Annotated in this window: 9 protein-coding genes; 7 read left to right on the top strand and 2 right to left on the bottom strand. The window is 50.9% G+C overall.

Translation table 11 applies throughout. The features are described 5' to 3' along the window. Positions 1 to 21: 21 nt before the first annotated feature. Together PAEVO_RS17910 and PAEVO_RS17905 are read right to left on the bottom strand one after the other, a co-directional pair. On the bottom strand, positions 22 to 1,101 hold the full coding sequence (locus tag PAEVO_RS17910) for a substrate-binding domain-containing protein (RefSeq protein WP_100538767.1): 1,080 nt from the start codon (positions 1,099 to 1,101) through the stop codon (positions 22 to 24). A gap of 333 nt (positions 1,102 to 1,434) precedes the next feature. Then, entirely contained in the window at positions 1,435 to 2,376 is a 942-nt protein-coding gene (locus PAEVO_RS17905; RefSeq protein ID WP_100538766.1) for an MTP-1 family protein, read from the bottom strand. 145 nt (positions 2,377 to 2,521) lie between these two features. On the opposite strand from PAEVO_RS17905, the gene PAEVO_RS17900 reads away from it, so the two are divergent. From PAEVO_RS17900 to PAEVO_RS17870, 7 genes are all read left to right on the top strand, one after another. Further along, positions 2,522 to 3,370 carry a helix-turn-helix domain-containing protein gene (locus PAEVO_RS17900; RefSeq protein WP_100538765.1) on the top strand — a complete coding sequence of 283 codons (849 nt, stop codon included), beginning with the start codon at positions 2,522 to 2,524 and terminating at the stop codon, positions 3,368 to 3,370. A 477-nt stretch (positions 3,371 to 3,847) separates the two neighbouring features. Then, the gene (locus PAEVO_RS17895; RefSeq protein ID WP_100538764.1) at positions 3,848 to 4,762 is read left to right on the top strand and encodes an ABC transporter permease; all 915 of its coding nucleotides are present in this window, start codon (positions 3,848 to 3,850) and stop codon (positions 4,760 to 4,762) included. An 11-nt stretch (positions 4,763 to 4,773) separates the two neighbouring features. Then, the gene (locus PAEVO_RS17890) at positions 4,774 to 5,670 is read left to right on the top strand and encodes a carbohydrate ABC transporter permease (protein ID WP_100539501.1); all 897 of its coding nucleotides are present in this window, start codon (positions 4,774 to 4,776) and stop codon (positions 5,668 to 5,670) included. A gap of 104 nt (positions 5,671 to 5,774) precedes the next feature. Beyond that, the gene (locus PAEVO_RS17885) at positions 5,775 to 7,400 is read left to right on the top strand and encodes an ABC transporter substrate-binding protein (protein WP_100538763.1); all 1,626 of its coding nucleotides are present in this window, start codon (positions 5,775 to 5,777) and stop codon (positions 7,398 to 7,400) included. Positions 7,401 to 7,493: 93 nt separating this feature from the next. Further along, positions 7,494 to 10,541 (top strand): alpha-mannosidase, encoded by a 3,048-nt coding sequence (locus tag PAEVO_RS17880; RefSeq protein ID WP_100538762.1) that lies wholly within the window; start codon positions 7,494 to 7,496, stop codon positions 10,539 to 10,541. Further along, the gene (locus tag PAEVO_RS17875) at positions 10,538 to 11,206 is read left to right on the top strand and encodes an SGNH/GDSL hydrolase family protein (RefSeq protein ID WP_100538761.1); all 669 of its coding nucleotides are present in this window, start codon (positions 10,538 to 10,540) and stop codon (positions 11,204 to 11,206) included. Before PAEVO_RS17880 ends, PAEVO_RS17875 begins: the two co-directional genes overlap by 4 nt. Positions 11,207 to 11,665: 459 nt before the next feature. Next, positions 11,666 to 13,291, top strand: a complete 1,626-nt coding sequence (locus PAEVO_RS17870) for a hypothetical protein (RefSeq protein ID WP_100538760.1) — start codon at positions 11,666 to 11,668, stop codon at positions 13,289 to 13,291. Positions 13,292 to 13,345 lie beyond the last annotated feature (54 nt).

Genomic DNA, 13,345 nt, shown 5'->3' with positions numbered 1-13,345 from the left:
ATTGCCTTTTTTGGCGTTGCCTTAACCTTGGACCGGCTTGATCGTGTCACGTATGACCAAGCTTGTAGGCAGCATGACTTTCTTATTGCCGTAAGACGAGCCTTCGGTAATTTCGAACAGCAGCTTGGCACTCTCATAGCCAAGGACATCGAAATATTGCTTCACCGTGCTCAAGGCGACCTTGGCGAATTTGGAGCTCTCGAAATCGTCAAAGCCCATGAGGGATACTTGTTCGGGGATACGAATGTCAAGTGCGGTGAGCTGTTCGATTACCTCAAGGGCCCGCTTGTCGTTCGCGCAGAACAGCGCGGTCAGTTCTCCGTTATGGATAAGGCTCGCCAGTGCAGCATAGTCCAGTTCCTTATCCAGGAACAAGAGCGAATCGGGAATCGGAATGGACGCATCCGACATGGCGTTGCAATAACCGTTATATCGGTCAACCTCCGGGCTCAGATGATAGTCGTAAGCCGCAAATCCGATTCGTCGATGTCCTTGCTGTATCAAGTATTCTACCGCTTCATAAGCACCGTCATGGTTGTTACAGGTGACAACGTTGACCGGATAGCCGGAAGGGGAACGATCAAGCATAACGAACGGAATCGATTTTTTGCGAATCTCTCCCAGATAGCCCTTCGCAGCTTCGGGATCGGAGGAATAGATGAGTAATCCTCTTAGCTCCGTTTGAATCAGCCCCAGAATGAGCTCACGTTCCTGTTCGAAGTCGTTCTCCACGAATTCGATGATCAGCTTGCAGCCATGCTGGCCTAGAAATGACTGAATGCCTCTCATGATCTGCATATACGAACTGTCGTACAGGTCGACGCCGGAGATGACGAAGGCCACCAGATTGGAGGTCTTCTCTGAGACGGCTGCTTGGCTGGCGACAAAGCTCCCCTTACCTCGGACGCGGTAGATCACGCCCTCGTTCACCAGCTCAGACAACGCTTTACGCACAGTGATGGAGCTGACATCCAGCAGCTTGGAAAATTCCGACTCGCTAGGTATCCGATCGTCCTTCGTAAATTCCTGATTCTCGATTTGGGATAAGACATAGTCTTTTACCATCTGGTACTTTGGCAGAGCCAAGTCCTTCTTGCTCAAGTAGGTTCACCTCGTATCAACATTTCCTCAATTATAGCGCATATTACTTTAAAAAGTATACGTACTTGAAGCGTAACCCGGAAAAAGATTTTGTCGAATAGGCCGGAATTTTTCGGGAATTAAGCAAGAAAGGAGCGAAATGATATAAAATCTTTGAATTTTATGATGGTTTGTATTACTATGGGGTCGAATAAAGTATGTGTTTTGATTGACTTATAATAATAACTTTTAACCTTAACACCTGGCAGAAAAAAGAATGGTGCTAAACCAAGCCGCAATCGGACATAAAAACGAGCCGCTGGGGAATCCAGCAGCTCGATCTTGGAATTTCTTCTATAAGGTTACAATGGCGCCTTCCTTCTCGAACGGGTAGTCGATGACGATGCGCGCCGCTTCGGTATCGCCGATGCCGCTGTACAGATTGACTTTGCCGTCGGGACGCATTTCGATGCCGGCGGTGAACGCGCAGTCGGTCAGATGCTGCTTCTTGGCGGGGCCATCCGGATAACAAGGACGGGTGCCGATGATGTTCAAATTCGAGAAATGATTCGTCTGCGGGTCCAATACGAAGGCCATGTTCATATAAGTCGATGTATCTCCTTGGGCGTAGCAGATATGGCCGATGACGCCGATCTTCCCGCTATCGAGCAAGTAGGCCTGGTTGCAGCCGCCCCACTCATCCTTGCTGAATAATCCGCGGATATAAGGGGCGTTCTCGATGACTTCGGGAGACAGGTCGTCCAGGCTGTCAATGACGGTGAATCCTACCAAGGATTCGCTTCCGAATTCCTTGCGAATCCCTTCGCCGCGCGGCCTGGAGAAGACGCCGATCCTCCCGTCCTGGAGCTCTACGAGCCGAATATCCTTCATATAATCCGGACCGGTCGTGAAGTAGAAGAGATCGTGAAGATCGCTGCCTTTGTAGAAATAACCGTAGAACGTATCGAGCCGTCCCTGCTTGTAACGGACATGCGTGCCGCCCAATACGAGCTGTTTGTGGATCACGCTAATATAAGGGTCCTCAAGCTGGTAAATCATCGTATCCGGCACGGCCGTCCACTCGTCCGGACCGCTCTGCTCGAACAAGCGAACCCACGACCTCGCCCACTCATGTCGCTTCTCCACGCGTCCGTAAATGTAGCGCTTGCCGTTCCATTGAAATGGAATCGTAGGGTTGTAGACATCGAAGCCTTCGACTCCGTGGAAGACAAGCTTGGCGCTTTCATAAATGCGTTGGTTTGCTTCGAATTGGTGACGCAGTTCCAGTAAGTTCATTCGTGTCAAATCTCCTTTCAGGCTTCAATAACCACTCTATCCTAATCGAAAGAGCTGCTCCCGATCTTGCTCTATTTTGGAACGCTTTATGGTGCTTTGACATCGGAGGAAGTTATCGGTATACAAACAAGGAGGGATATCGCCTATGTTGAAGCTTTATGCGGCGGACGGCATTGATTCTGAAATTCAGGCCCACTATCGGCTGATCGCTTCGGTGCGCGATACGATTGGCATGCATACGCACGACTTCTTTGAATTGTTTCTTATCCTGAAAGGAAGCGTTGTGCATGTCATTAATGGGAAAAGGCAGCTGCTGCAGGAAAATACACTCGTGTTCATACGGGACCGAGACGTTCATTATTATGAGCAGACGATGGACAGCGATTGCCAGTTCATCAATTTGTCGTTCCATCGCGAGGTCCTGGACGACCTCATGGCTTTCTTGGGAGGAGGGTTCCCGAGCGAAAGACTGCTTGGGCCGGCCATGCCGCCGTCGACCTTGCTGTCCAAAACGGAGAAGGAATATGTGCGGTACCGGCTGGACCAGCTCAGTCTGATCCCGCAGGAGAAGAAGCTGGTCGTCAAAGCGGAGGTAAGAGCCATCTTGACCGACCTGTTCTCCAGGTATATGAAGGCTGACGCGGATCCGATTGAGCTTACCGGACAGCCGGAGTGGTTTAAGTCACTATGCCGAGAGGCGAGGAAGAAAGAGCACTTCACGCGGGGAACGGCTGTGCTTGTCCAGCTGTCGGGCAAATCGCATGCCTATGTATGCAGGATGTTCAGGAAGCATCTGGGAATGTCCCCGACCCAGTACATTAATGAATTGAGAGTGTCTTATGCCGAGAATTTGCTGCTAAATACGGATATGGACATCGTGGACATCAGCCTTGAGATTGGACTTGACAACGTCAGCTACTTTTACGACTTGTTCAAGCGGAGGCATAACCTAACGCCTCATCGATATCGTCAGTTCGGGACAAACCGAAGATAGTATGCTAATTAAAGGTGAATATATAAACATTTTTATGTATTGACGATGAAAATAGTATGTGTTATTTTCTACTTAGCATAACAAGTTATAAGGCATCATGATAATCACATCAATAGGGGACGGTAGCCGGAAGCAAATGCGTTTTCGACGAACGTTAGGATACGGTCTGGGGGTGAAAATGAATGCGCTTACATATAAAACGAACCAAATGGCCAGGCTCATGCGGCCTCGAGCAATAGCACCAGCTGTATCCGATCACAACGTGTTAAGTGAATAGTGCGTGTTCAAAAAGCCAGACTTTCAGCACCGAGAAGGTTGGATGAAGCTAGGGGCTGAGGAGCGGAGCGTACGTTTTGGGTACGTGAGCACCGGAAGGCCCGGCTGAATTCAAGATTCGATGTCGAATAAACTTTCAGTGCTACTTCGTGATCAAAGCGGGACTTTTTGAACAACCTCTAACAGTCAGGAGGTGTTCCTTTGAAGATAACCACTAACAGGCTGGTGGCCAGGATCGTCAAGCACCGCTATCTCTACCTTATGGTGCTTCCCGGCTTTCTGACGCTGTTAATCTTTCACTATTTTCCGATGTACGGAATATTAATCGCTTTCAAAGATTTTAATGCTTCCAAGGGGATTTGGGGGAGCGAGTGGGTGGGGATAAAATACTTCACTTCTTTTTTTAACGATCCGATGGCGTTCAGGGTTTTAAAGAATACTTTGCTTCTCGGTTTGTATACTTTATTTTGGTCATTTCCCGCACCGATCATACTGGCTCTGTTGTTTAATGAACTGAAAAACAAGGGCTTTAAGAAGCTTGTGCAGACGGTTTCTTATTTCCCGCATTTTATTTCGGTCGTCATTGTTGCGGGGATGCTTAAGGAATTTACGGCGAGAGACGGTTTGTTCAACCATATTCTCGGCTTCTTCGGCGGAGACCCGATCATGTTTCTTCTCGAGCCTGACTATTTCCGGACCATCTTCATCTCTTCCGGCATATGGCAGGGCGTCGGGTTCGGCACGATCATCTACCTTGCTGCATTAAGCGGAATTGATCCTACCCTGTATGACGTGGCCGAGGTAGACGGCGCAGGCCGGTGGAAGAAGGTTTTGCACATCACATGGCCGTCGCTTAAGCCGACCACCATTATTTTGCTGATTTTCGCCGTCGGAGGAGTCCTCGGGAGCGATTTCCAGAAGATCATCCTGCTCTATTCGCCTGAGACTTACGAAGTAGCAGATGTCATCGGATCCTATGTTTATCGTCAAGGTATACTAGGCGCTCAATACGAGTACACGACGGCCATCGGATTATTCATGTCGGTTATTTCCTTTACGATCCTTTACTTGACCAATTGGTTAAGCCGGAAAGTATCAGAGACGAGTTTGTTCTAGGTGGTGGGATGTTGAAAAAGGCTAGTTTGGGCTCCAGAGCTTTCGATGTATTCAATATTGTTATCATGCTATTCATCCTGATTGTTGTGCTGTATCCGATTCTGAACATTATCGCCACATCGCTTAGCGGCACGCGTTACATCTCCTCGGGGAGCGTAACGATTTGGCCCAAGGGATTTAATCTGGAGGCGTACACGACGGTATTTCAGGATCCGTACATCTTTAAAGGATATCTGAACTCGATCCTTTATGCGGCCGGCTCTACGGGCATCATGCTGCTGTTTACGGCACTGATGGCGTATCCGCTCACGATCCCGGGATTTGCGGGCAAGAAATTTCTGACCATTTTTCTCATGATTACGATGTTTTTCGGCGGCGGCTTAATACCGACCTATCTGCTTATGCGCGGTTTGAATCTGTTGGATACGGTCTGGGTCATGATTCTCCCCGGTGCGATCAGTGCTTACAATGTGTTTCTGTTTCGGACCTTCTTTCTGAATATTCCTTCTGAACTGAAGGACTCCGCCTATATCGATGGGGCGAGTGACTTGGTGGTTCTCTTCAGGATCATACTGCCGTTGTCGAAAGCGCTGTTTGCAACCTTTGCTCTATTCGGGCTGGTCGGAAGCTGGAACAGTTGGTTCGAGGCTTTGATTTATTTGCGAGATCAGGATAAGTATCCCTTGCAGATGGTGCTCCGAAACTACCTGTTTACCTTGGATACGACAGCGATTCAAGGACGGGTAGGAGGCGGCGCGGTCGCCATCAATGCCCCGGGGGAAACGCTTGATCCCAAGGCGGTACGAATGAGCGTCATCATTATTACCATGTTTCCGATCATGTGTATTTATCCGATCTTCCAGAAGCATTTCACCAAAGGGATATTCGTCGGCTCCATCAAAGGCTAAAAATGCGGATGCGGCGGTGTAAGCAAGCTGCGTGCGCAGTCGTGACCTGTAATGAATAGCAGATTTGAAGAAGCGGTTCATTGTGCAAATTAGGGGGAAATGGAATGAACAAATTGGCAAAAATGCTTGTCCTCGGCTTGGCCCTACTGATGGTTTTTTCCGGATGTTCGAATAATTCCAAAACATCCGATACCCATGAAGAGAATCAAGAAGTCATGCGCTTTTCGGTCACGCTGCCGGCAAACGGCGTGGATAATCCGAATAGTCTGGTGGGCAAGGAATGGCACAAACGCATGGAAGCTTATATGGGCAAGAAGGTAGAAATTGAATATAACTATATTCCTTCTTCCGAATATGACGAGAAGGTCAAGCTTATGATCGCGAGCGACGATCTGACAGACTTCTTCGTGACGCCGTTATTCTATGATACGACCGAAATGGCCGAACAAGGCCAACTGCTCGAGTTGGGCCAGTATCAAGATTTAATGCCGAATTATATGAACTACATTAGCAAGGTAAAGAACGGGATGAAGCGGGTGACGGATGCCGACGGCAACATGTTCACCTTTAAAGAAACCTCCACGCCCAGATTCCCGGAGGATCGCGGCATGCTCATCCAGAATACGTCTGCTTACCGCTATGACGTGTTCGAGGCCAATAACATCAAAATTCCGGAAACGCTCGATGAATTTTATGATGCTGCCAAAAAACTTAAAGAGCTCTACCCCGATAAATATCCCGTTGCGACCAAATGGAATAGCTTGAGATCGCTGTTCTCCGCGAACCATATCCGGGATGAAATTTTCTGGGACGGCGAGAAATACGTATACGGAGTTCTGGATGAAGGATATAAAGATGCGCTCCAATTTGCGAATAAGCTGTATGCGGAGAAGCTGTTAGATCCGGAGTATACCATTGATACAGACGATACGCTGAAAAGAAAAGCGCTGAACGGCGACAACCTCATGTGGCTGACGCAGTGGTTTACGACGCCGGCTGAATACACGAGAACGGCCAACGACGGGAAGATTTTCGCGGTTTCGCTGTATCCCGACAATCCGAAGTACGGAAAAGCCTGGCAGGAGGTTGTGAACGGCAATACCCCTGACCTGGGCTGGGGGGTCTACGGCGTGAGCTCGAAAGTTAAAAACCCTGAAGAATTGATCAAATTCATCGATTATCAATATTCGGATGAAATGATCCAGCTCATCACTTGGGGAATCGAGGGCACGACCTATACGATCGGGGAAGACGGCGTTCCGACCTTTGTCGACTCGCTGAAAACGGCCAAGGATCCCTGGTTGGAGGGCGATAAATACGGCATGCGCGCAAGCCGAAACCATAACCCCGGCTTGCAGATGGTGAGTGATGCAAGAGCGTTCGTGGATTTTGCCGCGACCGATTATACGGTATTTAACGGCAAATATGAAGAGGTGCCGATTGAGAAGGCGGAATTCCTGACGAGTCTGCCCATGCCCGAGAACGACTATGTTCCTTCCTGGTTGAGCGAGCCGTCGATTCAACTCACGGGCAGTGAAAGCCAGCGAATCTCGGAAATTATGAACCCGATCAAGACGTTCGTTACGGAAGAACAGGCCAAATTTGTAGCAGGCAAGAACAGCTTCGACAATTGGCAGGCATTCATCGATAAGGTCAATAAAATGGGCAGCATTGATGAAGCGCTGAAAATCTATAATGATGCTGCACAAAGAGCTCTAGGAAACGAATAGAAAACGTCCCTCCGCTGGATGGCCGCTGTGGAGGGGCGGTATGTCGCAAGGCGATAGGATCATAGATAACGAAACCATAGGATGTGAGAAACCTTGAGTGAAAAAAAAGAGATATTATTCCATGTGGAAAAGCTGCTAAACAAAAGAGATCCATTTATGATGACGAAGCTCTCTTCTATCGATTTTTCCGGTTTTACGACCATGGAACAACTGTTCATTCATGAAATGGATGGACAACCGTTTGAGAGTTTCGCTTCGGGCCAACGGTGGGGAGAAAATTGGGGATACGGCTGGTTCCGTGGGGCCGTCATCGTTCCCGAGGAGGCTGAAGGCAAGCGGCTTGTGGCCATGCTTGATTTTGGATCTGAAGCGACCGTATACATAAACGGTATCGTGAGCGGCGCAAAGGACCTTAACCATCATTACGTCACTTTAACCCGTTCGGCGAAAGCCGGCGAGGCATTTGAAATCGTCGCGGAGGCGTACGCCGGCCATGCGGATTCTCAGCCGACGTTCGGAGAGTCGCAGCTCTGCGTTTTGGAAGAGGAAGTCTACCAGTTTTTCATCGATTTGGAGTGTTTGTACGATCTTCGCAATCATCTGGATGCCAAATCCCTCCGGGTTGCGGAGATTGATCGTTGTCTGACTCAGGTGTTCGCGACGATTGATCTGACCCTGCGTCAGGAATCGCTCTGTGAGAACGCAAAGCAGTGCCGGAAGTTGATGGAGCCGCTCCTCTCCTGCGTGAACGGTTCAACGGCGCCGACCCTGTACCTGATGGGACAGTCCCACCTGGATGTCGCCTGGCTGTGGCCGATCGCGGAGACGAAGCGGAAGATTGCGCGGACCCTGTCCAATCAGCTGGCGCTCATGGACGAATATCCGGAATATACTTACACCCAGAGCCAGCCGTATTTGTTCCAGCTGGTCAAGACGTTGTATCCGGAGCTGTATGCGCGAATCAAACAGGCGGTGAAGGAAGGAAGGATCATTCCCGAAGGCTCCATGTGGGTGGAGCCTGATACGAATCTGCCCAGCGGCGAGAGCCTGATCCGCCAGGCGCTGCACGGCAAGCGGTTCTTCAAGGATGAATTCGGCGTGGACAACGAGATGCTGTGGCTGCCTGACGTATTCGGCTATTCCGGAAACCTGCCGCAAATCATGAAGGGCTGCGGGATCCATTATTTCGCGTCTACAAAATTGTTCGGTACTTATGATAATGTAGCGGACCCGTTCCCGCATAATACGTTCATGTGGGAAGGAATCGACGGCTCGCAAATTTTGACGCATCTGATGAACTACGGCGACTACTACCCGATTCGGATCAACCCGTCGTTCTTAATTCATCAGTGGAGCGATCGAGTCCAGCTTGAAGGTATTTCCACGCGCCTCACCCAGTTCGGGCACGGCGACGGGGGTGGCGGCTCCAATCGGGATGATCTCGAGTTTATGCGCAGGCTCGGCAATTTGGAGGGCGTTCCCAAGACGAAGCATGGCTCGCCGATCGAATTTTTTGAGGATCAGATCGAAAAAGGCATTCCGGATGCCAAATACGTAGGAGAGCTCTATTATCCCGCTCACCGCGGGACGTATACGACGCAAGCGATCATCAAAAAGCTGAACCGAAAGGCAGAAATCGGTTTCCGCGAGGCTGAGCTTTGGGGGGCTGCCGCGGAGCTGCTGTATAACCGGAATTACCCTTACGAGGATCTGGATCAACTATGGAAGGTGCTGCTGCTGCACCAATTCCACGATATTCTGCCGGGCTCATCCATTCATCGTGTCCATGAGGAAGCCCAACTTGAGCTGAAGGAATTGAATCAGAACGTATATGACATGGCTTCAGACGCAAGAGATGCGCTCACGGACGACGATGTCTCCCGGGTTACCGTCTTTAATTCCCTGTCCTGGCCGAGAAGAGAACTGGTCGCGCTGCCTGCCGGCGTCCACGGAATTGCGGACGGGAATGGAGCGGTTATGCCGGTGCAACTACATGAAGGCGTTCGCTATGCCGAGGTGGAAGCTCCTTCCATGGGCTGGTCGACATACAAGGCGGGACCGGAAACGGCGGATGTTTCTGCCGTGTCTGCAGTCCTTGCAACGGAATCGCATATGGAGAACGAATGGATCGTGCTCGAAATGAACGAACAGGGCGAGTTTACGCGTATTTTTGACAAGGAGACCGGCACGGAATGGGCGGCGGATCGCTGCAACGTCATGCGGATGTACCGGGATCAAAATTCGGATTTCGATGCTTGGGAGATCGATCGGCGCTACCGCTTGGCACCCATCGAGCTGAAAACAAGCGCCAAGGTATCCGTTACCGCGAACGGCCCGCTCTTCGCGAATATTCGGGTTGAGCGCGAACTGAACCAATCGACCCTGATCCAGGATATCCGGCTTTGTGCCGGCAGCCGCCGGGTGGAATTCCATACAACGATTCACTGGCGAGAGAAGAACAAGCTGCTAAAAGTCGATTTCCCTGTTCGCGTTCATGCGAACGAGTCGCTGCAGGAAATTCAGTTCGGCTACGTCAAGAGGCCGAATCATGCTTCGCGTCCGCATGATGCGGATCGTTACGAAGTGGTTCAGCATAAGTGGTCGGCGCTTGCTGAAGCGAATCGCGGCTTCGCGCTGCTGAACGATTGCAAATACGGGATTTCCGTCAACGACAACACGATGAGCCTAACGCTGCTTCGGGCTCCGACGTGGCCGGATGAGACGTCCGATCAAGGGACACATCATTTTACATATGGATTTACGTTCTGGAACGGCGCGTTCCTGGGCAGTCCTGTCGTGCGGGAAGCCTACGAGCTGAACTATCCTGTCAGCCTCGTGTCTGGAGGAAGCCGGGAGGAGCAATCGCTGCTCTGCATCGATCAAGCCAATGTGATCGCGGAGACGGTCAAGCTTGCCGAAGACGGATCGGGCGATTGGATCGTCCGTCTGTACGAGAGCAAGGGAGCCTCCGTAGCGTGCGAGCTTCACGTTGGGCTGTCCGTTAAGGTCGTTTATGAAGCAAATATGCTGGAGGAAAAGAATGCGGAATTGCCGCATGAGGACGGAAACGTACAACTTCAGTTCCGTCCGTTCGAGGTGAAGACGATTCGACTCCAATTGAATGGGAGGAACAAGGGATGAAGCTGAAAGAAGGACAACGCCTGGTCATGATTGGCGACTCGATCACCGATTGCGAGCGTAAATATCCATACGGGGAAGGGCTGTTCCAGGGCGTCGGTAAAGGGTATGCCGCACTCGTAGACGGGATGCTGCAGGCGGCATATCCCGAGCTCTTTATTCGCGTGACGAATATGGGAATCGGCGGCAATACGGTTCGGGATTTGCAGGCCAGATGGCAGACGGACGTGCTGGATCTGAAGCCGGATTGGTTAACGGTCATGATCGGCATCAACGATGTATGGCGGCAGTTCGACCAACCTGCGATTCCGGAGTCGCATGTGAGCCTTGAAGAATATGAGCAGACCCTGGAAGAATTAGTGCGTTCAGCGCTGCCCGGTCTGCAAGGACTCGTGATCATGACGCCGTTCTATCTGGAGCCGAACGACCAAGATCGTATGCGCAGCCGGATGGATGAATTCGGACGCGCAGCCAAGAGGGTTGCGGAGCGGGTAGGCGCATTGTTTGTGGATACGCAGGCCGCTTTCGCCAGCCATTTCGACTACGTGCATCCTACTGCGCTGGCGTCCGACCGGGTGCATCCGAGCTTGACGGGTCATCTGCTAATTGCGCGCGCACTGCTGGAGGCGATCGGCTTCGATTGGTCTCGCATGCGAATCGGCTCCTGACGTCAACTGTCTTAGTTGTTGGAATAATTCCTCATCAGCAGATTTATGGGTTCGAAAGACATTTCTACACAGAGAACAGCCGCGCGAGCTTGAGCGGCTGTTACTCACAAAGAATAATGTATTCGCTTACATTATAAGCTTCGAGACGGGGCTTCCTCATATCCCAAGAAAAACTTCCGCTAAATGTGGTCTGGCTTCATTGAAAATGCACGTTGATAGACGTTTTTTATTGCTCGATCTCAAACATTGCTCCCATGCTGCGAAAGGAGGTGGTTAGTGAGGAGTTCATCCACGGAGAAGCGATGCCGCTTTAGCTTCACTTCGATTGCTTGACCGCGATAGCAAACGCATCCAGAGTTATTTCGTACCCATGGCTGCAGATATGGTTTGAACAGACGGTATCGTGTCAATGCAACGATTTCTTTTTATCAAAACGATAAAGGTCGGGAGGTAAGAGAAATGAAAATGAAACAATGGAAACGTGCGGGGATATGGACGTGCATCCTGCTGATGGCCATGACGGCGCCGGGGGCCGCGATGGCAGCGCAGGCGGCCGGAAGCAGCGCCGAGCAGGATGTGAGCAGCGAGAAGATAAAGGTCCAGAAGCCATTCATGATCAAGGTCGTGGATGCCGAGACAGGCAGGGGCATTCCTCATGTCCAACTGAAGACGACGAACAGTGTGCTGTATTATACGGACAGTGCCGGTATTGTGGCATTCGACGAGCCAGGTCTGATGGATCAGACGGTCTTCTTCCATATGTCGAGTGACGGCTACGACATCCCCGCCGACATGTTCGGCAACCGGGGGCAGGCCGTACAGATCACACCCGGGGGCATGATTACGCTCGAGATGAATCGGATCAACATTGCAGAGCGGCTGTACCGACTGACAGGCCAAGGCATTTATCGCGACAGCTTACTCGTTGGCCAGAAGCCACCCATTAAGGAGCCGCTGATCAACGGCTTGGTCATGGGACAGGATTCCGTGCAGACGATCGAGTACAACAATAAACTGTACTGGTTCTGGGGCGATACGGACAGACCGGCCTATCCGCTGGGGAACTTCCGCGTGACGGGTGCGACTTCCGAGCTTCCGAGTAAAGGGGGACTGGACCCGGATGTCGGGGTGAATCTGGACTATTTTACGAATGAAGATGGTTTCGTCAAAAGTTTGGTGCCGCCTCTGCCTGATGGTGCAGGCATAGCCTGGGTATTCGGTCTGATGACCGCCAAGGACAGCGCCGGGCAGGAGCGTCTGCTCGCCGGCTACAGCACGCACAATCCTGAACCCACCGCCTTCGGCATTCTCGCCTTTAACGACAAGACGAAGGAATTTGAACAAGTTGTCCAGTTCCCTTCCAAAGACGACTGGCGTCATCCGGGCGGACAGGCGACCTACTACGAGGAGGGTGGTAAGGGATACTGGCTCTTTACCGAACACCGAATTCCGAATTTGCGCGTTGCGGCCAGCTATGACGCCATCATCGACTATACCCAATACGAATCGTTTACTTGCCTGACGCCGGGAACGACATACAACGGGGCTGAAACGTCGCTGGAACGCGATGCGGATGGCAAGCTTGTATGGGGCTGGAAAATGGACACTCAGCCGCTCAACCAAGAACAAGAGAAAGAGCTGATCCAATTAGGCCTGATAAACGCTGATGACCCGCATTATTATCAATTGAAGGATATCGATACTGGTGAAGACGTTCAAATCGCCCAAAGCTCCATTGAATGGAATGAATATCGGCAGCGTTACGTGATGATCGCGCAGCAGGTACTAGGCAAGACATCGGTACTTGGGGAAGTCTGGTACGCGGAAGCACCATCGCCTCAAGGTCCTTGGACCAATGCCAAGCATATCGTTACGCATAACGACTATACTTTTTATAACGTAGCCCAGCATAAACACTTCAACAAGGACGGCGGCCGGGTCATCTATTTCGAAGGAACCTATACGAATACATTCACGAATCATGTCCCAACGCCGCGGTATAACTACAATCAAATCATGTATAAACTCGACTTGGCGAATCCGAAGCTAGGGCTTGAGCCGGTTCAAGGAACAACCGGTCAATAGAGCGCCAGACCACTTAAAATAACCGAATAAGGACCTTTCCATAAAGTGCTGTAG

This window comes from Paenibacillus sp. GM2FR (genome assembly GCF_002803325.1).
Classification (GTDB): domain Bacteria; phylum Bacillota; class Bacilli; order Paenibacillales; family Paenibacillaceae; genus Paenibacillus_AQ; species Paenibacillus_AQ lautus.
Note: the sequence above shows the minus strand (reverse complement) of the source record. Positions and strands in the feature narration are given on the sequence as shown.

Excerpts from the sequence above, each read along its gene's own strand:
- PAEVO_RS17875 (WP_100538761.1), top strand. The coding sequence starts at position 10,538 with ATGAAGCTGAAAGAAGGACAACGCCTGGTCATGATTGGCGACTCGATC.
- PAEVO_RS17900 (WP_100538765.1), top strand. The coding sequence starts at position 2,522 with ATGTTGAAGCTTTATGCGGCGGACGGCATTGATTCTGAAATTCAGGCC.
- PAEVO_RS17870 (WP_100538760.1), top strand. The coding sequence starts at position 11,666 with ATGAAAATGAAACAATGGAAACGTGCGGGGATATGGACGTGCATCCTG.
- PAEVO_RS17885 (WP_100538763.1), top strand. The coding sequence starts at position 5,775 with ATGAACAAATTGGCAAAAATGCTTGTCCTCGGCTTGGCCCTACTGATG.
- PAEVO_RS17905 (WP_100538766.1), bottom strand. The coding sequence starts at position 2,376 with ATGAACTTACTGGAACTGCGTCACCAATTCGAAGCAAACCAACGCATT.